Below are 22,413 nucleotides of genomic sequence, written 5' to 3'. Positions count from 1 at the left end.
AGTTCCGGCAGTGCTTTTCGATGTCACCCGCAGCGAACTCGCCGACATCTTCGGCGAGGACCGGCTCGCGACCCTGCCCGCCACCGCCTTCCCGCCCTCCACCGCGGACACCGAGGGCGCCCGCCTCCTGCAGACCGTCGGCATCCCCACCGGGACGCTCTGGCTGCGTGAGCCCGACGAGGACTCCGGTCGGCTGCCCCTCCTCCAGGACGTCGTCGACACCGAGGACTTCGAGGACGCCTCGGAGGACGCGGGCGAATGGCCCGTCATCGGCTGGCTGCTCAACGCCCACCTCGCCCTCGAGCCCGGTTCCGGCAAGGTGCACGCGTTCGACGCCGACGAGGAGACCGTGCAGGAACTCCACACGGACGTCTCCTCCCTCGTCCAGGTCACCCTCCGGTTCCAACGCCTGCTCGAGGAGTTCACCTTCAGCGGCGACGAGAACGAGGAGGAAGCCGACTTCGAGCGCTTGGACGGCGAGGTCGATCGCATCCGTCAGGAGACGAGCGGCATTGACCCGCTCCCCTTCCAGGACGACGAGACCGTCTGGTCGGTGGTCGGCGAGGAGATCGCCGCGGGCCAGCGCTTCAAGGGCAACAGCCCGGGAGCCCGCTCGCTCTACGGGTGATCGACCGAGTAGAGCTTTCCAGTGGCCGGGGATCACTCCGGATGGGCCACCGCCTCCTTCTGCAGTTGCACCGCCGCCAGCAGGCTCAGCTTGGGCTCTGCCTGGCGTAGGGCCCTCACCGCCGCGATCGAGGAGATGTCGCCCGTGAAGCCGGCGGAGGTCAGCCGGGAGCGGACCCAGCGGGCGCGGAGCTGGGTTTCGGTGGCGGCCGCGGTGGACTCGACGACGGCGGCGGCGCGTTCCAGGCCGGGGCGCTCCTCGGGTGAGGCCTCGGCCAGTGCCTGGCGCAGGGCCGCCGCGACGATGTCCGCGTCCCGGACGACCAGCACGAAGTTGTGCTTCTTGTTCAGTCCCGCGATTCCTGTCATGTGGATCATCCTGGCTGTCATGTTGCGTGCCCACCAAGCGACTTGAGGAGGTTCAGAGGCTCAGCCCACCTAAGATCTCCGCAGGGCGAACAGTCGACCGACGGGGGATCATGGCGGAGTTTCTGGGGCCTCTGGAACTCGTCGGGGACCGGTGGATCATCGGGGACCCGAAGCGGGAGGGCGGCTCGTGCGTCGTCCTCACCGCCGAAGGCCTGGAGCACCACAAGCAGGGTGAACGAGAGCCCCTTGCCGTCGTCCCCTGGTCCAGGGTCGTGGAACTGGGCGTGCAGGCCACCGCGTGGGCGTGGATGGCCACGCGCACCGCCGGTGTGCTGGACGCGCTCGGCGGCAGCCGCATGGGGGGCGGCCGCAGCGGCTGTTCCGTGGGGGGACTCCTTCGCCATCCGTACGAGGGGTGGTCGGTGAACTACACCCACCACGAGCGCCCCTACACAGGTGCCCACGTCTTCCTGGTCCACCAGCTCTTCCTGAAGACGTCCGAGGCGAGGGCGGTGCGCCGGCTCGGAGACCCGGAGTGGCTCGGCGAGGCGGTCGCCCGGGTGGCGCCGCTGCGTGCCTGGTGGATGTACTCGGCGGCCCGGAGCGTGAAAGAGATCATCGAGGACATCGGCACCTGACGGTCTCCCCCGGCTCGTACCGCCGCCGCTTTCCCTAGGGCGAGGTGGCAGTGCCCGATCGCAGGGTTGCGACAAGTCCGTCGAGTTGGCCGCGGACTTGAGCGGCGGTGAGGTGGTCGAAGTAGTCGCGGGAGCTGACGATCTCACCGTTGCGCACCCGGAGCACGAAGATGCCGGGCAGCGCGAAGGGCTCTCCGGTGTCTGCGACCGTGCCCTGATACTCGAACTCGGCGACGATGACCTCGGGATCGGCCGTCTCATGGATCGTGATGTTCGCTGCTCGACGGTCCAGCCGGGGGCCTGCGCCGGTCGGCCTGAAGTGCTCGCGCAGTTCGTCGCGGGTGCGGAGCGCGGGAGCACGAAGCGGGTCGAACGGGTGGACGACATCGGTCTGTTCCGCGTACAGAGCGGGCAGTTCGTCCCAGCGGCCCTCCGCGACGCCGTTCACGAGCGCGAGGAAAACCTCGCGCGGGCTGAGGATCTTGGTCATGGCAGTCTCGTCTCCTGTCATCGACGCCGACATGCAGGGGCAGCGAACTACTATCCGAAGTGCGGGCTCCGATTATACGGAGTCGCGACTTCGGATAGCGGCAAACAGGCGAAAGAGCGATGAGCAACCGAGAGACCGGCGGCAGTCGGCCGCAACGCGCCGACGCGCGCACCAACCGCGAGCGGATCCTGAACGTCGCCGAGGAGGTCTTCGGCAAGGGCGGCGAGTCCGCGTCGACCGAGGAGGTGGCCCGCCTGGCCAACGTCGGTATCGCCACGGTCTTCCGGCACTTCCCCACCAAAGCGGCGCTGCTGGAGGCCGTACTCGTCAAGCGGTTCGATCGCCTGCGCGAGCAGGCCGAGGCGCTGCTTCACGCCACGGACCCGGGTGCGGCGTTCTTCGGCTTCTTCAGCCACCTCGTCGCCGACGCGGCGGGCAAGATCGCCATAGCCGAGGCCCTGCTGGAGGCCGGCGGCGACCACGACGGCGACGCCGCTCGGGCATCGGACGGACTGCGCCAGGCCGTCGGAGCCCTGCTCCAGCACGCCCAACGCGCCGACGCCGTCCGAAGCGACGTCGAACTCCCCGAGGTGTACGCCTTGTTGGTCGCCACATCACGAGCCGCCGCACACGCCCGCCTCGAAAAGGAGGTACGAGACCGGATGCTCGCCATCGTCTTCGACGGCCTCGCCCCGGCCAAGGGCCCGTGAACCGCCTGCGGTCATGTCACATCTTGGCGAGCCGCTCCGTCAGGGAGGTGTAAGCACCCACGACGGCACAGGAGCTCACCATGGACGCACGCCTGAACCTCTTCGGCAACCCGGTCGCGGCCAAGTTCTTCCGGTACATCAACTCGGCGGGCAAGGTCATCGCGGACTCGACGCTGCCCGCCGCCACGCAGGAGCTGGTGAAGATCCGCGCCAGCCAGATCAACGGCTGCGGCTTCTGCACCGACATGCACACCAAGGACGCCACGGCCGCCGGGGAGACCGCGCAGCGCCTCCACCTGGTCGCGGCCTGGCGGGAGGCCAAGGTGTTCACCGACGCCGAGCGTGCCGCCCTGGAACTGGCGGAGCAGGGCACCCGTGTCGCGGACGCGGCCGGTGGCGTCACGGACGAAGCCTGGGCGAACGCCGCCAAGCACTACGACGAGGAACAGCTCGCCGCGCTGGTGTCCCTCATCGCCCTCATCAACGCGTACAACCGCGTCAACGTCATCGTCCAGCAGCCCGCCGGCGACTACGAGCCCGGCATGTTCGGATGACCGGATGACGAGGGCCGGGCGGGCGTCCACATCATGTGGACGCCCGCCCGGCCCTTTCAGACGTCAGCGGTCCACGTGCTCCACGAACCGCGCCGCCGTCTCCGCCAGCACCTCGCGGCCGTCCCGCGCCCACAGGGCGTCGTTGAACAGCTCGACCTCGATGGCACCGGTGTAGCCCGCCGCCTCGACGTAGCGCTGCCACTCGCGCATGTCGATCGCGCCGTCGCCGATCTGGCCGCGGCCGTTGAGGACGCCCTCGGGGAGCGGGGTGGTCCAGTCGGCGAGCTGGAAGGTGTGGATACGGCCGCTCGCACCCGCCCGGGCGATCTGCTCCGGGGCCTTGTCGTCCCACCAGATGTGGTACGTGTCCACCGTCACGCCCACCTGGTGTGCGGGGAAGCGTTCCGCGAGGTCCAGGGCCTGGGTGAGGGTGGAGACCACGCAGCGGTCGGAGGCGTACATCGGGTGGAGCGGCTCGATGGCCAGCCGTACGCCGTGCTGCTCCGCGTAGGGCCCCAGTTCCGCCAGCGCGTCCGCGATGCGCTCCCGCGCGCCGTGCAGGTCCTTGGAGCCGGCCGGCAGACCGCCGGAGACCAGGACGAGGGTGTCGGTGCCCAGGGTCGCCGCCTCGTCGATCGCGCGACGGTTGTCGGCCAGGGCCACCGCGCGCTCCTGCGGGTCGATCGCCGTGAAGAAGCCTCCGCGGCAGAGCGTCGTCACCGTCAGGCCCGCGTCGCGGACCAGCTTCGCGGTCGCCTCCAGTCCGTACGTCTGGACCGGATCCCGCCAGAGGCCGACACCCGGCACGCCCAACTCCACGCAGGCGTCGACCAGTTCCGGCATCGACAGCTGCTTGACCGTCATCTGGTTGATGCTGAAGCGGGCGAGTTCCGGGGCGGTCACTGGTTCACTCCGTACAGGGCGAGCAGGTTCTTCATCCGCTCCTCCGCCAGCTTCGGGTCCGGGAACAGTCCCAGTCCGTCGGCGAGTTCGTAGGCGCGGGCGAAGTGCGGGAGGGAGCGGGCCGACTGGAGGCCGCCGACCATGGTGAAGTGCGACTGGTGGCCGGCCAGCCAGGCCAGGAAGACCACGCCCGTCTTGTAGAAGCGGGTGGGGGTCTGGAAGAGGTGGCGGGAGAGGTCGACGGTCGGGTCCAACAGCTCCCGGAAGCCGGCCGTGTTCCCCGTGTCCAGGACCCGTACCGCCTCGGCCGCCAGCGGGCCCAGCGGGTCGAAGATGCCGAGCAGGGCGTGACTGAAGCCCTGCTCGTCGCCCGCGACCAGCTCGGGGTAGTTGAAGTCGTCGCCCGTGTAGCAGCGCACGCCCTGCGGCAGGCGGCGGCGCAGGTCGACCTCGCGCTGGGCGTCCAGCAGCGACACCTTGATGCCGTCCACCTTGTCGGGGTGCGCGGCGATGACCTCCAGGAACGTGTCCGTCGCCGCGTCCAGGTCGGACGAGCCCCAGTAGCCCTCGAGGGCCGGGTCGAACATCGGGCCCAGCCAGTGCAGGATCACCGGCTCGGAGGACTGGCGCAGCAGGTGGCCGTAGACCTCCAGGTAGTCCTCGGGGCCCTGGGCGGCCGCCGCGAGGGCGCGGGAGGCCATCAGGATCGCCTGGGCGCCGGACGCCTCGACGAGGGCGAGCTGCTCCTCGTAGGCCTCGCGGACCTCGGCGAGGGACGCCGGGCCGGTGAGCTGGTCGGTGCCGACACCGCAGGCGATGAGACCGCCGACCGCCTTGGCCTCGGCGGCGCTGCGGCGGATCAGCTCGGCCGCGCCCGCCCAGTCCAGGCCCATGCCGCGCTGGGCGGTGTCCATGGCTTCGGCGACACCGAGTCCGTGGGACCACAGGTGGCGGCGGAAGGCGAGGGTCGCGTCCCAGTCGACGGCGGCGGGCGAGTCGGGCGTCACGTCCGCGTACGGGTCGGCGACGACGTGCGCCGCCGAGAAGACCGTACGGGAGGTGAAGGGCGAGCCGGTGGAGAGGGCGAGGGGCTCCGTGCGGGGCTCGTAGGTCCGCAGGCCGCCCGTGCCGTCGGGCAGTTGGATGGTCACAGCGAGATCTCCGGTACGTCGAGACGGCGGCCCTCGGCCGACGACTTCAGGCCCAGCTCGGCGAGCTGGACGCCACGGGCGCCGGCGAGCAGGTCCCAGTGGTAGTCGGCGCCGGCGTAGACGTGCTTGAGGAACAGCTCCCACTGGGCCTTGAAGCCGTTGTCGAAGTCGGCGTTGTCGGGCACCTCCTGCCACTGGTCGCGGAAGACCTCGGTGGCGGGGATGTCCGGGTTCCAGACCGGCTTGGGGGTGGCGCTGCGGTGCTGCACGCGGCAGTTGCGCAGGCCCGCGACGGCCGAGCCCTCCGTGCCGTCGACCTGGAACTCGACGAGCTCGTCGCGGTTGACGCGGACGGCCCAGGAGGAGTTGATCTGGGCGATGGCGCCGCCGTCGAGCTCGAAGATGCCGTAGGCGGCGTCGTCGGCGGTGGCGTCGTAGGGCTTGTCGTTCTCGTCCCAGCGCTGCGGGATGTGGGTGGTGGCGATGGCCTGGACGGACTTCACGCGGCCGAACAGCTCGTGGAGCACGTACTCCCAGTGCGGGAACATGTCGACGACGATGCCGCCGCCGTCCTCGGCGCGGTAGTTCCAGGACGGGCGCTGGGCGGCCTGCCAGTCGCCCTCGAAGACCCAGTAGCCGAACTCGCCGCGGACGGAGAGGATCCGGCCGAAGAAGCCGCCGTCGATGAGGCGCTTCAGCTTGAGCAGGCCCGGGAGGAAGAGCTTGTCCTGGACGACGCCGTGCTTGATGCCTGCCGCGTTGGCCAGGCGGGCCAGCTCCAGGGCGCCCTCCAGCCCCGTGGCCGTCGGCTTCTCCGTGTAGATGTGCTTGCCCGCGGCGATCGCCTTCTTGAGCGCCTCCTCGCGGGCGGAGGTGACCTGGGCGTCGAAGTAGATCTCGACGGTCGGGTCCGCGAGGACCGCGTCCACGTCCGTCGAGACGTGCTCCAGGCCGTGCTGCTCGGCGAGCGCCTTCAGCACGTGCTCCCGGCGGCCGACCAGGATCGGCTCCGGCCACAGCACGGTGCCGTCGCCGAGGTCGAGGCCGCCCTGCTCGCGAATGGCCAGGATGGAGCGGACCAGGTGCTGGCGGTAGCCCATGCGCCCGGTCACGCCGTTCATGGCGATACGCACCGTCTTGCGTGTCACGGCTGTCCCTTCGTAGGTGTCGTACGCAGCGTCGTACGCGGATGTGCCCGCCGCGTACGCCCCTACTGATGAGCGATACAGCAAGCGCTTTCTATCTGATGAGAAGCTAGCCTCTGATCAGCGGTCCAGACAAGACCGTGTCCACTCCGAGTTGTTCGAGGGGGCGAACAGCCGGGGTTCTTGGCCGTAAGGTCTGCTCGACATTGCTTGACACGCCCGGAACCATGCCCGCGAGGCGGCCTGTCTACGTGGGCGTACCAGGGCGTACGACGACGTACGACGAGATGCGCGACCGGAGGACGACAGATGACGGTGACCCTGGCGGACGTGGCGGCCCGCGCCCAGGTCTCCCCTGCGACGGTGTCGCGCGTACTGAACGGCAACTACCCCGTGGCCGCGACCACCCGGGAGCGGGTGCTGCGGGCGGTGGACGAGCTGGACTACGTACTGAACGGCCCCGCGAGCGCGCTGGCCGCGGCCACATCCGACCTGGTCGGCATCCTGGTCAACGACATCGCCGACCCCTTCTTCGGGATCATGGCGAGCGCGATCCAGTCGGAGATCGGCGGCCCGGGCGGCCGCGCGGGCGGGGAGAGACTCGCGGTCGTCTGCAACACCGGGGGCTCCCCGGAACGCGAACTGACCTATCTCACCCTGCTCCAGCGACAACGCGCCGCGGCCGTGGTGCTGACCGGCGGTGCGATCGAGGACGAGCCGCACGCGGCGGCCATGACGTCGAAGCTGCGGAAACTGGCCGACGCCGGGACCCGTGTGGTGCTGTGCGGGCGGCCGCCCGCACCGGACACCCGGGCGATCGCGATCACCTTCGACAACCGCGGCGGCGGCCGCGAACTCACCGAGCACCTCATCGGCCTCGGCCACCGACGGCTCGGCTACATCGCCGGGCCCGTGGAACGGACGACGACACGGCACCGGCTGGAGGGCCACCGTGCCGCGCTGGCGGCGGCGGGCATCGACGAGGACCCCCGGTGGACGGTCCACGGGCGCTACGACCGGCGCTCCGGCTACGAGGCGACACTGGAACTGCTGCGCAGGGACCCCTCATTGACGGCCGTGGTCGCCGCCAACGACTCCGTCGCACTGGGCGCGTGCGCCGCGCTGCGCGAGTCCGGACTGCGGATCCCCGAGGACGTGTCGGTGGCCGGCTTCGACGACCTCCCCTTCAGCATCGACGCGGTGCCTTCGCTGACGACGGTGAGGTTGCCGTTGGCGGAGGCGGGGGCGCGGGCCGGGCGGATCGCCATGGGGCGGGAGGAGCCGCCGCTCGGGGGGATCGCGATGGTTCGGGGGGAGTTGATGGTTCGGGGGTCTTCGGGGGTGCCGCGGGAGTGAGGGCCGGAGCACTGGACGGGCCGAGACTGCCGTGACCGGCATGACAGCGGGCCAGCTGTCAGTGACGCCCCTTAACGTCCCCGGCATGGTCTTCTCACTGCCCGCCGGCCTGCCGCCGGGGCGCTTTCGCCCCCGGGGGACCGCCGAGACATGGCTCTCCGACGAACTGCCCGATGACGTCGAGCAGTTGTTGCCTCGGCTGTTCGGGGAGGCGGAGGTGAGCGGGCTGTTCCCGTTCCTGTGCCCACCCGATTCCCTGGGGCGGCCGACCGACGTGGCGAGGTCGAGGCCGTGCGGCTGGAGACCGTACTGGCGGCTGACTTCGCCGAGTACCGGCGCCGACGGCTGCCCGCATGGTCGGATCCGACGCCGGTGGAGATGCCGGAGGGGCTCGAGCCATGGCCGCATGATCCGGGGCCGCCGTTCGAGAGCCGGCCCGGGTTGGCGGCGGCCGTGAGGGCGGACGACGGCTCGGCGACGCCGACGGAGTCGGCGGCCCATACCGTCGCCCGGCTCATGGGCGAAGGGCCGTACGGTCTGGAGGACTGCGTCCTCGCCCTCGTCCCCGCCCGCCGCAGCGCCGACGTACCCGCGGCCGTGGGCTGGTCGGCCGACGCCCCACTGCCCCTGCTGTGCGCCCTGCTGCGCAGCTGGGAGGAGCGGTTCGGGGCGCGGGTCGTGGCAGGCTTCGGCGCCGAGCTGCACGTGACCGCCGACCACCACGAGCACCGAGACCTCAAGCACCGAGGGGTAGCCGGGTAGGTGTCCGGACGCCTACGCTCGACCCCGATGACATATCTGACTGAGTCAGCTATCGGGGATCGGGGTTGAGCATGACCGTCCAGGACATCCGCGCCTTCAACCGCTTCTACACGAACGTCATCGGCGCCCTCGACTACGGCCGCCACCTGTACGCCCCCTACACCCTCACCGAATCCCGCGTCCTGTACGAACTCGCGCACTCCCCCTCCGGTACGGACGCCGCCGACCTGCGCACCGCGCTCTCCCTCGACTCGGGCTATCTGACCCGCATCCTCAACAAGTTCGAGAAGGACGACCTCGTCGAGCGCGCCCCCTCCGAGAGGGATCCGAGACGCCGCCGGATCGTCCTCACCGAGCGGGGCCGCGACGCCGCGGGGCTGCTCGACGAGCGGGCCCGGGAGAGCGTCGGCGAGCTGCTGGGGAGCGTCGCCGCCGACGACCGGCCGCGACTCGCGGAGGCGATGCGCACGATTCGTACGATCCTCGGTGACAACCGCCGACCGGCGAGCGCCGAGGACGTCGCGCTGCGCGAGCCCGCCCCCGGCGAGCTCGGCTGGATCGTGGAGCGCAACGCGGCGCTCTACGCCTCCGGATACGGCTTCAACGCCGCCTACGAGGGCCTGGTCGCCCGGATCGTCGCCGACTTCGCCGAGGACCACGATCCGCACCTGGAGCGGGTGTGGATCGCCGAGCTCGACGGCCGTCCGGTCGGCTGCGTGATGTGCGTACGGGACGACGCCCCCGGCACCGCGCGGCTGCGGCTCCTGCTCGTCGAGCCGGACGCCCGCGGCCTCGGCATCGGCGACCGGCTGGTCGGCGCGGTCGTCGACTTCGCGCGCGAGGTCGGCTACCGCGACATCGTCCTGTGGACCAACGACATCCTCGGCGCCGCCCGCCGCATCTACCAGCGCCACGGCTTCGCCCTCGTCGCCGAGAAACCGCACCGCTCCTTCGGACAGGACCTGCTCGGCCAGGACTGGCGGCTGGACCTGCACGGCATACCCGAGTGAGAGTAGACACCATGAAACTGGCGTTCTCCACCCTCGGCGTACCCGGCCTCCCGCTCCCCGACGTCCTGCGGCTCGCGACCACGCACGGCTACCACGGCGTGGAGCTGCGCGCACACCCGGAGGAGCCGGTCCATCCCGGCCTCGACCTCGCCCAACGGACCGACGTGGCAGCCGAGTTCAAGGCGGCCGGGGTCGACGTCCTCGGCATCGCGGGGTACGCGCGCGTGGCCGCGCCGGGCGACGACAACCCCGTGATCGAGGAGGTACGCCGGCTCCTCGACCTCGCCCGCGACCTGGGCGCGCCCTACGTCCGGGTCTTCCCCGGCGCCGACCCCGGCCAGTCCCCGGCGGAGGCCGACGCCGTCGCCGCCCGACGCCTCGGCACGGCCGCCGAATACGCCGCCGACCTCGGCGTACGCATCCTGCTGGAGACCCACGACTCACACCGCACGGGCGCCGACGCGATCCGCGTCCTGGGCCTGGTCGGCCACCGGAACGTGGGCTCGCTGTGGGACGTCATGCACACCTGGCTGGGCGGCGAGCAGCCCTCGGAGACATACGCGGCGCTCTCCCCGTACCTCGGCTACATCCAGGTCAAGGACATCGCCTCCGCCGACGACACCACCCCGCTGCCGCTGGGCACCGGCGTCCTGCCGCTCGCCGAGTGCGTGGAGGTCCTCTCCCGGCACGGCTGGGACGGCTGGCTGTGCTGGGAGTACGAGAAGCGGTGGTACGAGGACGCCGCACCGCTGCCCGACCTGCTGGAGAAGGGGCGGGAACACCTGGCGCGACTGCTCAACGACTCGGCGTAGGCGGCGGGGGCCGCTGCGGTAATTCGACGTCCGGAGGCACGCCGGGTGCCACAGCGGCTGAAGCCCGGCGGCCAGTCATTGGAGGATCCGCGCCACCCCAAGCGCCCAACAACCACGGGTAGGCCGCCCAGAAACTGGCCCACATCCGCCAATCCCAACAGCCATCGCCGAAGGCGACGCGAAGCGCCCTTGAGGTGGGCCGTGGAAGCACGACACTGGCCAAGAAGCGGGCGGCCCCCGCGCTCACCTCAAGAACCCCGACACCCGCTCCTCCAACCGCACCCGGCGTTCCGGCCACTCCGTTGCCGTGATGGAGTAGATCGCGGAGTCCCGCAGGTGGCCGTCCTCGCCCGGGGCCCAGGAGCGGGACCAGTTCCTCAGGACGCCCTCGAAGCGGGCGCCGGTGGACTGGATGGCGGCGCGGGAGCGGGCGTTGCGGGCGTCCGTCTTGAGGTCCACTCGCGAGACGCCCCACTCCTCGAAGGCGTGCCGGAACAGCAGCAGCTTGGCCTCGGCGTTCACGCCCGTGCCCTGCGCCGACGCGCCGAGCCAGGTGAAGCCGACCTCCACGGCGTCGAGCTGGTCCTCCGTCAGCCAGCAGCGGGGTTCCCAGTACGACGTCGCCCCCACCGCCTTCCCCGTGGCGACGGACACCTGGGCGTACGGCGCGAGTCGGCCCGTCGCCGCGCGGGCGAGCTGGGCGTCGATGTAGGCGGCGACCTCGTCGGCCCTCGGCACCCAGGTGAACTCGTACGTGCCCCGGTTCTCCTCCGCCGCCACCGCCAGATCGGCCGCGTGCCGGTGCTCCAGCGGCTCCAGGCGCACCAACGCACCCTCCAGAACCGGCCCCTCCAGCTTGTAGCTCATCCCCGCCTCATCCCTCTCCAAGCGCCCGCCGCAACCCCCTGAACGCCTCGTGGAAGTCCGGGAAAGTCTTTCGTACGCACCCGGGGTCGTCGAACGAGATTCCCGGTGTCCGCAGGCCGGTGACCGCGAAGGACATCACGATGCGGTGGTCCCCGTAGGACTTGATCTCCGTGCCCGCGGTCAAGGGCGCCCCCGCACTCGGCCTGATCTCGATCCAGTCCGGGCCCGTCGCGACCTCCACCCCGAGGCGGCGCAGGTTCTCCGCGCAGGCCTCCAACCGGTCGCACTCCTTCACCCGCGTGTTCGCCACGTCCTCGATCCGCACCGGGCCGGAGGCGAAGGGGGCGATCGCTGCCAGGGTGGGCATCGTGTCGGAGACGTCCCGCATGTTGACCGTCACGCCGGCCAGTCGGCCCGTGCCTGCCACCGTCGTGCCGTCCGGCCTCACCGACACCCGCGCGCCCATCCGCCGCAGGACGTCCACGAAGCCCAGGTCGCCCTGCAGGGCCCCCTCGCCCAGCCCGGGGACGGTCACCTCGCCGCCCGTGACGGCCGCCGCGGCGAAGAAGTAGCTCGCGGTGGAGGCGTCGGGCTCGATGGGGTAGGTCGTGGCGCGGTAACCGGTCGGCGGGACGACGAAGGTGTTGCCCTCGCGGGTCACCTCCGCCCCGAACGCCCGCATCATCGCGATCGTGATCTCGACGTACGGCACCGAGACCAGGTCCGTGACCTCGATCCGCAGGCCCTCGCGGGTCAGCGGGCCCAGCAGGAGCAGGGCTGTGAGGTACTGCGAGGACTGGCCCGCGTCGAGCGTCACCTTCCCGCCCTCGACCCCGGCTGCCCGGACCGTCAGAGGATGGTGGCCCTCCGCCTCCTCGTGCCGCAGGTCCACACCCAGGTCGCGCAGGGCGCGGGTGAGCGGGAGGAGGGGGCGGCGGCGCATCTGGGGAGAGGCGTCGAAGCGGTAGGTGCCGTGGCCGGCGGCGGCCAGGGTGGGGAGGAAGCGGGCCGTGGTGGCGCCGTCCCGGCAGTACACGTCGGCCTCCGGCACCGCGGGCCCCTGGGGGCGGCCGTCCACCTGCCAGGCGTCCGGGGTCCGGCCGACCCGGTAGCCGAGGCGTACCAGGCCCTCGGCGAAACCCTCCGTGTCGTCCGAGCGCAGGGGCCGTACGAGGGTGGTGACGCCGTCGGCCGCGGCCGCCAGGAACAGGGCGCGGGCCGTGATGGACTTGGAACCGGGGATGTCGACGAGGACCATGCCCTCATGATCGCCCCACGGCCCCCTCCGGCGCCGTGGAGTCCACGGAATGAGCCACACTCGACCGAAGCCCCAAAGGCCGCGATCCCGTCCGCAACCCCCACCGCGACCCCCGCCGCACTCCCAGCCGCGCCCCCGTCCGCGACCCCCGCCGCACCCCCGTCCGCAAACCCCACCGCAAACCCCGCCGCACCCCCGTCCGCAACCCCCACCGCAAACCCCGCCGCACCCCCGTCCGCAACCCCCACCGCAAACCCCGCCGCGCCCCCGCCCGCGCCCCCGTCCACGACGTCAGCCCCACCCCGCCCACCAGCAGCGCCGCCGCGCACCACCGCAGCGGGGTCACCGGCTCCCCCAGGAACAGCGCCGCGGACGACATCCCGAAGACCGGGACCAGCAGTGAAAAGGGCGCGACCGTGGACGCGGGGTGGCGGCGCAGCAGCCAGCCCCAGGCGCCGAAGCCGAACACGGTGGTGACCCAGGCGACGTAGACGACCGTGCCCGCGCCCTGCCAGTCGAGGGTGCGCAGGGCCTCCAGGTCCCTCGTCGGGCCCTCCGTCAGCAGGGACAGGGCCAGGAGCGGCAGCACGGGGACCGTGCTCACCCACACCATGAAGTTCAGCGCGTCCGGTGGGGCCGCCTTGCGGGTGAGGACGTTCGACGCGCCCCAGCAGGCGGCCGCCGCGACGACCAGGGCGAAGGCGCCGAGTGGGCCCGAGGTGCCCTCGTCGACGGCCGCGACGACGATGCCGGTGAGAGCGAGCAGCATGCCCCACAGGCGCACGCCGGGCAGGCGCTCACCCAGTACCGCCGCCGCGAACACCGCCGTGAACACCGCCTGGATCTGCAGCACCAGCGACGACAGGCCCGCCGGCATCCCCGCGTCCATCCCCACGAACAGCAGGCCGAACTTCGCCACCCCGAGGACGAGTCCCACCCCGACGATCCATGTCCAGGCCACCTTCGGGCGCCCCACGAGGAACACGGCGGGCAGGGCCGCGACGAGGAAGCGCAGGGCCGAGAAGAGGAGGGGCGGGAAGTGGTCGAGGCCGATCTCGATGACGGTGAAGTTGACGCCCCAGACGGCGGCGACGAGGACGGCGAGGGCGAGGTGTGCGGGTCGCATGCGTCGAGGATCACGCCCACGGACCGTGAAGCACCAGCGATGATTGCTGCACGGTTGGATGAAGCATCACTACTCATCGGAGGGCCTCGTGCTCGACCTCCAGCGTCTGCGCGCCCTGCACGCCGTCTCCGTCCACGGCACCGTCGGGGCCGCGGCCGCCGCGCTCGGCTACACGCCGTCGGCCGTGTCGCAGCAGATAGCCAAGCTGGAGCGGGAGACCAGGACCGTGCTCCTCGAACGGGAGGGGCGCGGGGTGCGGCTCACCGACGAGGCACGTCAACTGGCGTCCATCGCACATGAGTTGATGACGATCGTGGAACGCGCGGAGACCGAGCTGGAGGAGCGGCGCGGGGTGCCCGCCGGGCGGTTGAGCGTGGCCGCGTTCGCGTCGGCGGCGCGGGGGCTGATGCCGTCCGTGCTGGCGGACCTGGCCCGGCGTCATCCGGCCCTGGACGCCCGCCTGACGGAGGTCGACCCGCATCTGTCCGTCGATCTGGTCGCCAAGGGGGCGGTCGATCTGGCCGTCGCGCACGACTGGGACATCGCGCCGCTGCCGGCTCCGGCGGGCGTCGAGCAGGCGGTCGTCGGGGACGACCTGTGCGATCTGCTCGTCCCGGCGGGGCATCCCTTCGTGGGGCGTACGGCCGTACGGCGGGAGGAGTTGGGCGGCGAGCGGTGGATCTGCCAGCCGCCGGGGCGGGTGTGTCACGACTGGCTGCTGCGCACGCTGCGGGCGGCCGGGCACGAGCCGGACCTCGTCCACCAGGCCGACGAGAACCCGACGCTGGTCGCGCTCGTCGCGGCGGGACTCGGGGTCGCCCTCATCCCCCGGCTGGGGCGCGGGCCGCTGCCCGAGGGGGTGGTGGAGGTGCCGCTCGACCCCATGCCCGTACGGCGGCTGTACGCGCTGTGGCGGACGGGTGCGGCACGGCGCCCGGCGATCGCCGAGACGGTGCGGGCGCTCCAGGACCACTGGCCCAAGGTCTCGGCCCACACCCCGTCCGGGCCCCTCCCGCACGCACCCCTCACCCCGTCCGGGCCCCTCCCGCACGCACCCCGCACCCCTTGAGTCCCCCGCTCACCGACTTCTGCCGATCCGCCCGGCTGCGGGAACCCACCCCCGCCCCGCCCCGTCCAATCCGCAGGCTGCTGGATGAGTCACCCGGTGCGGTGTCGGCCTCGCTGCTGGCTGCGAACGCTGACGACCCCTCTCCGCCGTACCGCGGCCGGCAGCATGTCGTCATCGGCGCGCCCCCTCCTGAGCGCCGGTGACGGCCCCTCACCCGGCCGCCGCTGTCCGTGCGCGCTCCCTTGACCGGCAGAAACTTCCCGGATATTGCTGATTACTTGGCAGTTTCCTTCAGTGGATCATCTCCGGAAGGAGCGCACGTGCCCTCCAGACGAACCGTTCTCGCCGCCACGGCAGGTGTCACCGCGGGCCTGGCGGCCGGCAGCACCGCGTACGCGGCCGGCCACGACGACAAGAAGCTCCGCGCCCTGATCTCCCGGATGACGCTCGAGGAGAAGGTCGGCCAGCTCTTCGTGACGCGCGTGTACGGCCACTCGGCCACCGCGCCCGACCAGGCCGACATCGACGCGAACCTCAAGGAACTCGGCGTGCGCACCGCCGCCGAGCTGATCGCGAAGTACCACGTGGGCGGGGTCATCTACTTCATCTGGGCGCACAACACCCGGGACCCCCACCAGATCGCCGGCCTGTCCAACGGCATCCAGAAGGCGTCCCTGGAGCGGCCGCGCGGGCTGCCCGTGCTGGTCTCCACCGACCAGGAGCACGGGATCGTGTGCCGGGTGGGAAGACCCGCCACGCTCTTCCCGGGGGCGATGGCCGTGGGAGCGGGCGGGTCGACCGCCGACGCCCGCACCCTCGGGCGGATCGCCGGCGAGGAGCTGCGCGCGATCGGCATCCGGCAGGACTACTCCCCCGTGGCCGACGTGAACGTCAACCCGGCCAACCCGGTCATCGGCGTACGGTCCTTCGGCGCCGACCCGGACGCGGTGGCACGTCTCGTCGCGGCGGAGGTGAAGGGCTATCAGGGGTCCGGCGTCGCGGCGACCGCCAAGCACTTCCCGGGGCACGGCGACACGGCCGTCGACAGTCACTACGGTTTCCCGGTCATCACACACACCCGTGAGGTGTGGGAGGCGCTGGACGCGGTGCCCTTCCGGGCGGCCGTCGCGGCCGGCATCGACTCGATCATGACCGCGCACATCCTGGTCCCGGCGCTCGACGTCCCCCACTCTCGGCTTCGCTCGAGCGGGGGGACCCCCATCGGCGACCCGGCCACCCTCTCCCGCCCGATCCTCACCGGCATCCTGCGCGAGCAGCTCGGCTACGACGGGGTCGTGGTGACCGACGCGCTCGACATGGCGGGCGTGCGGACGAAGTACGGCGACGACCGGGTGCCGGTACTCGCGCTCAAGGCGGGCGTGGACCAACTCCTCAACCCGCCCAAGCTGGACGTGGCGTGGAACGCCGTGCTGAAGGCCGTACAGGACGGCGAGCTCACCGAGGCACGGCTCGACGAGTCGATCCTGCGGATCCTGCGCCTGAAGGCGCGGCTCGGCCTCTTCGACCGGCCCTACGTCAGCCAGTCCGGCGTCGAGCGCACGGTCGGTATCCGCAGCCACCTCGCGACGGCGGACCGGATCGCCGAGCGGACGACGACGCTGCTGGTCAACGAGGGGCCGCTGCTGCCGCTGTCGCGCCGTACGCACCGGAGGATCCTGGTCGTGGGCGCCGACCCGGCCTCCCCGTCGGGCACCACCGGCCCGCCGACGGGAGTGCTCGCGACCGCCCTCGGCCGGCTCGGGTTCACGGCGACGGCCCTGTCCACGGGCACGGCGCCCTCCCCGGAGACCGTCACCCGGGCGGTGACGGCGGCGGCCGACGCGGACGCGGTGGTCGTGGGGACGTACAACGTCTCGGCGACCAGCTCCCAGAGGACGCTGGTGGAGCAACTGCTGGCGACGGGTAAGCCGGTGGTGGCGATCGCGATCCGCAACCCGTACGACGTCGCCCAACTGCCCTCCGTCAAGGCTTACTTGGCGTCCTACTCCTGGACCGACGTCGAACTGCGCGCGGCCGCACGCGTGATCGCCGGTCGGGTCGGGCCCCGCGGACGCCTGCCGGTGGCGGTGCAGCGGGCGGACGACCCGGCTCAGGTGCTGTACCCCCTCGGACACGGGCTGTCGTATTAGACGTATCCGGATGTACGCCCCGCGACGGGCGTACGATCCTCAACGGGCGCAAAGCACCCCGGACCGCTGGCGTGCGCCCGCCGCCACGGGTCACGCTGGTCGGCGTTTGGGGGGATGGCGATGCGCGAGAGACGGAGTGTGGGCGCGGCGTGCGCGCTGCCGCTGCTGCTCGCCGTCCTGCTGACCGGCTGCCAGGGATCGCCGCCCGCCGAGCAGGACCAACTCGGCGAGCGAGCGGCCGCCACGGCCGCCCCCTCCGGCTACGGCGCCGTCTTCCTCGGAGTCGACGAGTGCAGCTCGTTCGGCACGACCAGCTTCAACGAGGTGCCCTGCGCCGGTGAGCGGGCGGCGGCGCGCGTCGTCGCCCGGCACGACGGCACGGTGGGCAACGGTCCGGCCTGCCCCGCGACCACCGACTTCGTCCTGCACATCAGCGAACAGTCCACCGTCTCCGACGAGGACGGCGACGGCGCGATCCCCCAGGGCTACGCCTGCATGCGCAAACTGGCATCCCCACACCCCGGCGACCCCGGCGGCGGAGGCGGCCCCCGCACCATCGTCGGCGACTGCGTCTACGGCCTCGGCGACGGCCGGGTACGGGAGACGGCCTGCGACGGCAAGGGAAAGCACACCCCGGAGTACAAGGTGACCAAGGCCGTGAACACCCGCCCGAAGTGCCCGGTGTCCACGGCCCTGTACGTCCAACTCGGCGGAGAGAAGCCGGTGGGCTGCGCCCAGCGACTGTGAGGCCTGCTAGGGCATGCCGACCATCTGGCTTTGCTGCTTTCGCCTGCCCGTTCACGCGTACGGCTCACTCCAAGATGCGGCATATGCCAGACCCTGCGGATGCTGGCGAGGTCCCTGGAGAGCGAACGCGAGAGGCGGAGGAGGCGTTTTGACACCTCTGACTCGGATTCCGCTGGACGGTGGGGGCTGCGTTCTGATCGAGCAGCCGGGCGTGTGGGACGGGCCGGTGAAGGCCGGCCGCGCCGGCGATGCCGTGCGCGAACTGCCGGGCACCCTGCAAGGGGCACTGGAGCCGGTCACCGACGCCGCGCGCGCCACACTCGACCAGTTGCGCAAGGCCCGCCCCGACGAAATCACCATCGAGTTCGGTGTCGACCTCGCGTTCGAGGCCGGGGCCGTGATCACCAAGAGTCAGGCCAGTTGCCACCTGAAGGTGACCATGTCGTGGAAGAGCGACGACGCCGGTCACCCGCAGGCGGGCGAGAGTACGGGCTGACCCCGGTGACCAGCGGGGAGAAGCAGCAGGGCGACGGCATCGCATCGGATCTGCTCACCGCCGTGGCCCAGGTCCTCGGGCCGGACGGGGCGGTGGCAGGGACGGGATTCCTGGTGGCCGAGAGTGTCGTGGTCACCTGTGCGCACGTCGTCGCGGGGGCCGGGGCCGGGGCCGGGGAGAGGGTCCTGCTGACCTTCCCCCACGTGGACGGTGCGGCCCGGGTGGAGGGGCATGTCCCGGGTGAGCTGTGGCGTGCCGCCGAGGGCGAGGACGTGGCCTTCATCCGGCTGAGCGGTACGTCGGCGGCTATGCGGACGCTGCCGTTGGGCTCCGCGGAGGGGTGCCGGGGCCACCAGGTGCGCTCGTTCGGGTTCCCCGCCCAGGCCCCGCCGGAAGGACACTTCGGCTTCGGCGTGACCGGTGATCTGCTGCCGGGCACGGACGGCAGGGGTCCGCATCTGCAGCTGACCGCCGCCAACGACCTCACCACCGGCTTCAGCGGCGGCCCCGTCCTCGACGAGGTGACCGGCCTGGTCATCGGCATGCTCACCGAGATCACCGCCCCCGACGCGTACGAGCGGGGGCAGGGCATCGCCTACGTCACCCCGACGCAGGTACTGCGGGAGATCCTGCCGGAGCTGGCCGAGCGGGAGGTGTGTCCGTACCGGGGGCTGGAGCCGTTCACCGCCGAGCACGCCCGGTGGTTCCAGGGACGGAAGGACGCGGTACGGCAGGTCGTGACGAACCTCGCCCAGCAGCGGCGGCTGACGCTGTTGCTCGGGCCGTCGGGGTCGGGCAAGTCGTCGTTGCTCCAGGCGGGCGTGCTGCGCGCGCTGGCCGCGGGGGAACTGCCGGGCAGCGACCGGTGGTTGCCCGTGCTCACCCGGCCCCGACAGGACATGATCGCGGATATCGAGCGAGCCGGGTTGCCCGGGGCGGCCGAGGACGGGATCGCCGCGGCGGTGAGCCGGAGGCTCGCGGCCGAGCCCGGCTGTGAGCGCATCCTGCTGATCATCGACCAGTTCGAGGAGCTCTTCACCCAGCCCGGCAACGGCCGGCAGCGGCTCCAGCTGGCCGTCGCCGACCAGATCATCACGGCGGTCGGCTCCGAGGCCCAGCTCAGTGTCATCCTGATCATGCGCGACGACTTCTATCCCCAGCTTGCCGCCAAAGAGCCCGGGTTGCTGGAAGCCGCGATGCCCGGACTCCTCAATGTGCCGGGCACCCTGAGCCAGCGGGACCTGCACGACATCATCACCCTGCCCGCCCTGGACGTGGGGCTCCGCTTCCAGCCAGGGCTGCCCGAGCAGATCATCACCGACGTGCTGGCCACCTCACCCGAGGCGGCCACCACCCGCCAGGCACCCGTCACGGTGCTCCCCCTGCTGGAGATGACCCTCAGCCAGCTCTGGCACCGGCGGCAGGACGGCTACCTCACCCACGAGGCGTACCGCCGCATCGGAGCGGTCAGCGGCAGCGTGACCACGTGGTGCGACAGCGCCCTGAGCGAGCTCTCCCCCGAGCAACGGGCCATCGCCCAGCGGACGCTGACCTCCCTGGTGCATCCCGCCGACCCCAGCCACAACATCACGGCCGTCCGCACCCAGGTCCCCCTCGGCGAGCTGCGCGAACTTTCGGCGGACCCGGGCGACACACCCAACGGCGAGAAAGCGGCCGTCGACGACGTCATCGCCGCCCTCACACGCCATCGCATCATCACCACCCAGACGCTTCACGCCCCGCAACACCCCGGCGCCCCTCCCGGGGAACCGGTGGCCGAGCTGATCCACGAGGCGCTCATCCGCGACTGGGGCGCACTGCGTGCGTGGGTCGACCAGGACCACCGCTTCCAGGAATGGCTCGACCACACCCGCGAACGGCAGGCCCACTGGGCCACGGCGAAGGACGCTGGGGACCTCCTGGGCGGGACATCACTCGCCGAGGGCCTCGAATGGTCACGGCGCCGCCGGCTCCCGGCCGAGATCACGGCGTACCTCGACGCCAGCAAGCAGCGCCAGCGGGCGGTCATCCGCCGCAGCAGGCGGCTCAATGTGGTGCTGGGCGGGTTGTTGGTGCTGGCGCTGGTGGCGGCGGGGGGTGCGGTGTGGCAGTGGCGGACGGTGATCGATGCGCGGGAGGCGGCGTTGTCGCGGCAGCTTGCCGCCCGATCCGACGAACTCATGGACACGAACCCGGAACTCGCCGCGCTGCTGGCCGTGAAGGCGTACCGCAGCAGCCATACGTCGGAGGCCTTCGAGAGCCTGCGAAACGCCGCGGCCTTGCCGGCGCATCGCCGCCTGTCCGGGCACACCGACGAAGTGCGGGCGGTGGCGTTCAGCCGCGACGGCCACACCCTAGCCAGCGTCGGCGCTGACCGAACGGTACGTCTGTGGGATACGGCCACCGGCAAAATCCGCACCAAGCTCACCGGACACAACGCCGCAGTGAACGCCGTGGCCTTCAGCCCCGACGGCCACACCCTCGCCACCGCCAGCACCGATAAAACCGTCCGCCTATGGAATACGACCACCGGCAAAAACCGCACCACACTCACCGGACACAGCAACGCGGTGAACGCCGTGGCCTTCAGCCCCGACGGCCACACCCTCGCCACCGCCAGCACCGACAAAACCGTCCATCTATGGGATACGGCCACCGGCAAAAACCGCACCACACTCACCGGGCACAGCAACGCGGTGAACGCCGTGGCCTTCAGCCCCGACGGCCACACCCTCGCCACCGCCAGCACCGACAAAACCGTCCGCCTATGGAATACGACCACCGGCAAAAACCGCACCACACGCAAAGATCACACCAAGCCGGTGACGTCAGTGGCCTTCAGCCCCGACGGCCGCACCCTCGCCACCGCCGACGACTATGACGTCGACCTGAGGGACGCAGTCACCGGCAAGACACGCAGCACACTCCTCGGCACAGCGCGCCTGGTGGCCTTCAGTCCGGACAGCAAGACCTTCGCCACCGCCAGCGACCGTGTCGTACAGCTGTGGGATGCCGCCACCGAGTCGCCTCGAGCCACCCTCCCTGGGCACGCAAACGTGATTCTTGCGCTGGCCTTCAGTCGGGACAGCCGTACCCTCGCCACTGCCGGCCGCGACAAGACGGTACGTCTGTGGGACGCGGCCACCGGGAACAACCGCACCGCACTCACCGGACACAGCGAGGCGGTGAACGCAATGGCATTCAGCCCCGACGGCCACACCCTGGCCACCGCCAGCGACGACAAGACCGCCCGCCTGTGGGATACGGCCACCGGCAAAAACCGCACCACACTCACCGGACACGACGGCCCGGTTTGGTCGGTGGCCTTCAGCCCCGACGGCCGCACCCTCGCCACGGGTAGCGACGACTCCACCGCACGGCTCTGGGACGTAGCCACCGGCAAGACCCGCAACAGACTCACCGGACACGATGGCACGGTGGAGTCGGTGGCCTTCAGCCCCGACGGCCGCACCCTCGCCACGGGTAGCGACGACTCCACCGCACGGCTCTGGGACGTAGCCACCGGCAAGACCCGCAACAGACTCACCGGACACAACGGCCCAGTGTTGTCGGTGGCCTTCAGCCCCGACCGCCACACCCTCGCCACGGGTAGCGACGACTCCACCGCACGGCTCTGGGACGTAGCCACCGGCAAGACCCGCAAAAGGATCACCGGATACGACCTCGGAGTGACCGCACTGGCGTTCAGTCCAGACGGCCGCACCCTCGCCACCGCCAGCAGCGACGGAACAGCACGTTTCTGGGATGCAGCCACCGATGCAACACGCACTGCTCCGAACGAGCACACCGGATCAGTGGCGTCAGTGGCCTTCAGCCCCGACGGCCGCACCCTCGCCACCGCCGACTTCGAAGGAAAAGTCCGCTTGTTGGAGGCGGCCACCGGAAAGACCCGCACCAGCTCTGCCGACACTGCCAGCGCCAGCGGAATATTCTTGCTGGCGCTCAGTCGTGACGGCCGCACCCTCGCCACCGCCGACTTCGACGGAACAGCGCGGCTGTGGGACGTCGTCACCTCCCCCAAACCCGCCCAGGCGATCAAGCAGATCTGCGGCATCTTCAACCGCGACTTCACCCCGGAGGAGCGCGGGGCCTACCTCCCCGACGAATCAAACGAACCCGCCTGCCCCTCAGACTGACGGCGGGCCCTCACCG

Annotated in this window: 20 protein-coding genes and 1 pseudogene; 13 read left to right on the top strand and 8 right to left on the bottom strand. The window is 71.4% G+C overall.

Going from position 1 to position 22,413, the window contains the following annotated elements; genetic code table 11:
• Positions 1–10 precede the first annotated feature (10 nt).
• Positions 11–628: an SUKH-4 family immunity protein gene (locus ACFYWX_RS35340; RefSeq protein ID WP_389428959.1), complete on the top strand. Its 618-nt coding sequence runs from the start codon at positions 11–13 to the stop codon at positions 626–628.
• Positions 629–660: 32 nt separating this feature from the next.
• Here ACFYWX_RS35340 and ACFYWX_RS35335 read toward each other — a convergent pair whose 3' ends face one another.
• Positions 661–996 (bottom strand): hypothetical protein, encoded by a 336-nt coding sequence (locus ACFYWX_RS35335; RefSeq protein WP_389428918.1) that lies wholly within the window; start codon positions 994–996, stop codon positions 661–663.
• Positions 997–1,106: 110 nt separating this feature from the next.
• Between ACFYWX_RS35335 and ACFYWX_RS35330 the strand changes: the two genes are divergently transcribed.
• Positions 1,107–1,634: a hypothetical protein gene (locus ACFYWX_RS35330; protein ID WP_389428917.1), complete on the top strand. Its 528-nt coding sequence runs from the start codon at positions 1,107–1,109 to the stop codon at positions 1,632–1,634.
• A gap of 34 nt (positions 1,635–1,668) precedes the next feature.
• Here the strand turns inward: ACFYWX_RS35330 and ACFYWX_RS35325 are convergent, their stop codons facing one another.
• Positions 1,669–2,124 carry a nuclear transport factor 2 family protein gene (locus tag ACFYWX_RS35325; RefSeq protein ID WP_389428916.1) on the bottom strand — a complete coding sequence of 152 codons (456 nt, stop codon included), beginning with the start codon at positions 2,122–2,124 and terminating at the stop codon, positions 1,669–1,671.
• 119 nt (positions 2,125–2,243) lie between these two features.
• Here ACFYWX_RS35325 and ACFYWX_RS35320 point away from each other — a divergent pair, with 119 nt between their 5' ends.
• A complete protein-coding gene (locus ACFYWX_RS35320; protein WP_389428915.1) occupies positions 2,244–2,834 on the top strand; it encodes a TetR/AcrR family transcriptional regulator in 591 nt (196 codons plus the stop codon).
• 80 nt (positions 2,835–2,914) lie between these two features.
• The gene (locus ACFYWX_RS35315; protein WP_389428914.1) at positions 2,915–3,388 is read left to right on the top strand and encodes a carboxymuconolactone decarboxylase family protein; all 474 of its coding nucleotides are present in this window, start codon (positions 2,915–2,917) and stop codon (positions 3,386–3,388) included.
• A 63-nt stretch (positions 3,389–3,451) separates the two neighbouring features.
• On the opposite strand, the gene ACFYWX_RS35310 is transcribed toward ACFYWX_RS35315, so the two are convergent.
• From ACFYWX_RS35310 to ACFYWX_RS35300, 3 genes are read right to left on the bottom strand one after another with little or no spacing between them, the layout of a single operon-like run.
• Entirely contained in the window at positions 3,452–4,252 is an 801-nt protein-coding gene (locus tag ACFYWX_RS35310) for a sugar phosphate isomerase/epimerase family protein (RefSeq protein ID WP_389428958.1), read from the bottom strand.
• A 35-nt stretch (positions 4,253–4,287) separates the two neighbouring features.
• A complete protein-coding gene (locus tag ACFYWX_RS35305) occupies positions 4,288–5,442 on the bottom strand; it encodes a dihydrodipicolinate synthase family protein (protein ID WP_389428913.1) in 1,155 nt (384 codons plus the stop codon).
• Positions 5,439–6,590: a Gfo/Idh/MocA family protein gene (locus ACFYWX_RS35300; RefSeq protein ID WP_389428912.1), complete on the bottom strand. Its 1,152-nt coding sequence runs from the start codon at positions 6,588–6,590 to the stop codon at positions 5,439–5,441. The genes ACFYWX_RS35305 and ACFYWX_RS35300 overlap by 4 nt, the downstream gene beginning before the upstream one ends.
• Positions 6,591–6,896: 306 nt before the next feature.
• Here ACFYWX_RS35300 and ACFYWX_RS35295 point away from each other — a divergent pair, with 306 nt between their 5' ends.
• The 4 genes from ACFYWX_RS35295 to ACFYWX_RS35280 all read left to right on the top strand — a co-directional run bounded on the left by ACFYWX_RS35295 (position 6,897) and on the right by ACFYWX_RS35280 (position 10,527).
• A complete protein-coding gene (locus ACFYWX_RS35295; RefSeq protein WP_389428911.1) occupies positions 6,897–7,943 on the top strand; it encodes a LacI family DNA-binding transcriptional regulator in 1,047 nt (348 codons plus the stop codon).
• Positions 7,944–8,234: 291 nt separating this feature from the next.
• The gene (locus ACFYWX_RS35290; RefSeq protein ID WP_389428910.1) at positions 8,235–8,705 is read left to right on the top strand and encodes a DUF4253 domain-containing protein; all 471 of its coding nucleotides are present in this window, start codon (positions 8,235–8,237) and stop codon (positions 8,703–8,705) included.
• A 71-nt stretch (positions 8,706–8,776) separates the two neighbouring features.
• Positions 8,777–9,715 carry a GNAT family N-acetyltransferase gene (locus ACFYWX_RS35285; RefSeq protein WP_389428909.1) on the top strand — a complete coding sequence of 313 codons (939 nt, stop codon included), beginning with the start codon at positions 8,777–8,779 and terminating at the stop codon, positions 9,713–9,715.
• Positions 9,716–9,726: 11 nt separating this feature from the next.
• Positions 9,727–10,527, top strand: coding sequence for a sugar phosphate isomerase/epimerase family protein (locus ACFYWX_RS35280; protein ID WP_389428908.1), 801 nt, complete (start codon positions 9,727–9,729; stop codon positions 10,525–10,527).
• Between the two features lie 243 nt (positions 10,528–10,770).
• On the opposite strand, the gene ACFYWX_RS35275 is transcribed toward ACFYWX_RS35280, so the two are convergent.
• The 3 genes and pseudogenes from ACFYWX_RS35275 to ACFYWX_RS35265 form a co-directional block, all read right to left on the bottom strand.
• Positions 10,771–11,394, bottom strand: a complete 624-nt coding sequence (locus ACFYWX_RS35275; RefSeq protein WP_389428907.1) for a GNAT family N-acetyltransferase — start codon at positions 11,392–11,394, stop codon at positions 10,771–10,773.
• A gap of 7 nt (positions 11,395–11,401) precedes the next feature.
• Positions 11,402–12,652 carry a 3-phosphoshikimate 1-carboxyvinyltransferase gene (aroA, locus tag ACFYWX_RS35270; RefSeq protein ID WP_389428906.1) on the bottom strand — a complete coding sequence of 417 codons (1,251 nt, stop codon included), beginning with the start codon at positions 12,650–12,652 and terminating at the stop codon, positions 11,402–11,404.
• Positions 12,653–12,923: 271 nt separating this feature from the next.
• Positions 12,924–13,778 (bottom strand): annotated as a pseudogene (locus ACFYWX_RS35265) (EamA family transporter); the annotation flags it as partial.
• Positions 13,779–13,866: 88 nt separating this feature from the next.
• Between ACFYWX_RS35265 and ACFYWX_RS35260 the strand changes: the two are divergent.
• The 5 genes from ACFYWX_RS35260 (at position 13,867) to ACFYWX_RS35240 (ending at position 22,397) form a co-directional block, all read left to right on the top strand.
• Positions 13,867–14,847: a LysR family transcriptional regulator gene (locus ACFYWX_RS35260; protein WP_389428957.1), complete on the top strand. Its 981-nt coding sequence runs from the start codon at positions 13,867–13,869 to the stop codon at positions 14,845–14,847.
• 320 nt (positions 14,848–15,167) lie between these two features.
• Positions 15,168–16,997 carry a glycoside hydrolase family 3 protein gene (locus tag ACFYWX_RS35255; protein WP_389428905.1) on the top strand — a complete coding sequence of 610 codons (1,830 nt, stop codon included), beginning with the start codon at positions 15,168–15,170 and terminating at the stop codon, positions 16,995–16,997.
• A gap of 120 nt (positions 16,998–17,117) precedes the next feature.
• Positions 17,118–17,744, top strand: a complete 627-nt coding sequence (locus ACFYWX_RS35250; RefSeq protein ID WP_389428904.1) for a hypothetical protein — start codon at positions 17,118–17,120, stop codon at positions 17,742–17,744.
• Between the two features lie 148 nt (positions 17,745–17,892).
• On the top strand, positions 17,893–18,240 hold the full coding sequence (locus tag ACFYWX_RS35245) for a CU044_2847 family protein (protein ID WP_389428903.1): 348 nt from the start codon (positions 17,893–17,895) through the stop codon (positions 18,238–18,240).
• Positions 18,189–22,397: a trypsin-like peptidase domain-containing protein gene (locus tag ACFYWX_RS35240; protein WP_389428902.1), complete on the top strand. Its 4,209-nt coding sequence runs from the start codon at positions 18,189–18,191 to the stop codon at positions 22,395–22,397. Before ACFYWX_RS35245 ends, ACFYWX_RS35240 begins: the two co-directional genes overlap by 52 nt.
• The last annotated feature ends 16 nt before the right edge of the window (positions 22,398–22,413 follow it).

The organism is Streptomyces sp. NPDC002888 (assembly GCF_042888465.1).
In the GTDB taxonomy this organism is placed as follows: Bacteria; Actinomycetota; Actinomycetes; order Streptomycetales; family Streptomycetaceae; genus Streptomyces.
The sequence above is the reverse complement of the archived record's forward strand: the minus strand, read 5'-3'. Positions and strand labels throughout refer to the sequence as shown.

What these genes read in the sequence shown, in the direction of transcription:
- ACFYWX_RS35285 (WP_389428909.1), top strand. Translation starts at nt 8,777, where the DNA reads ATGACCGTCCAGGACATCCGCGCCTTCAACCGCTTCTACACGAACGTC.
- ACFYWX_RS35335 (WP_389428918.1), bottom strand. Translation starts at nt 996, where the DNA reads ATGACAGGAATCGCGGGACTGAACAAGAAGCACAACTTCGTGCTGGTC.
- ACFYWX_RS35250 (WP_389428904.1), top strand. Translation starts at nt 17,118, where the DNA reads ATGCGCGAGAGACGGAGTGTGGGCGCGGCGTGCGCGCTGCCGCTGCTG.
- ACFYWX_RS35310 (WP_389428958.1), bottom strand. Translation starts at nt 4,252, where the DNA reads ATGACGGTCAAGCAGCTGTCGATGCCGGAACTGGTCGACGCCTGCGTG.
- ACFYWX_RS35320 (WP_389428915.1), top strand. Translation starts at nt 2,244, where the DNA reads ATGAGCAACCGAGAGACCGGCGGCAGTCGGCCGCAACGCGCCGACGCG.
- ACFYWX_RS35325 (WP_389428916.1), bottom strand. Translation starts at nt 2,124, where the DNA reads ATGACCAAGATCCTCAGCCCGCGCGAGGTTTTCCTCGCGCTCGTGAAC.
- ACFYWX_RS35315 (WP_389428914.1), top strand. Translation starts at nt 2,915, where the DNA reads ATGGACGCACGCCTGAACCTCTTCGGCAACCCGGTCGCGGCCAAGTTC.
- aroA (WP_389428906.1), bottom strand. Translation starts at nt 12,652, where the DNA reads ATGGTCCTCGTCGACATCCCCGGTTCCAAGTCCATCACGGCCCGCGCC.
- ACFYWX_RS35295 (WP_389428911.1), top strand. Translation starts at nt 6,897, where the DNA reads ATGACGGTGACCCTGGCGGACGTGGCGGCCCGCGCCCAGGTCTCCCCT.
- ACFYWX_RS35280 (WP_389428908.1), top strand. Translation starts at nt 9,727, where the DNA reads ATGAAACTGGCGTTCTCCACCCTCGGCGTACCCGGCCTCCCGCTCCCC.
- ACFYWX_RS35275 (WP_389428907.1), bottom strand. Translation starts at nt 11,394, where the DNA reads ATGAGCTACAAGCTGGAGGGGCCGGTTCTGGAGGGTGCGTTGGTGCGC.
- ACFYWX_RS35330 (WP_389428917.1), top strand. Translation starts at nt 1,107, where the DNA reads ATGGCGGAGTTTCTGGGGCCTCTGGAACTCGTCGGGGACCGGTGGATC.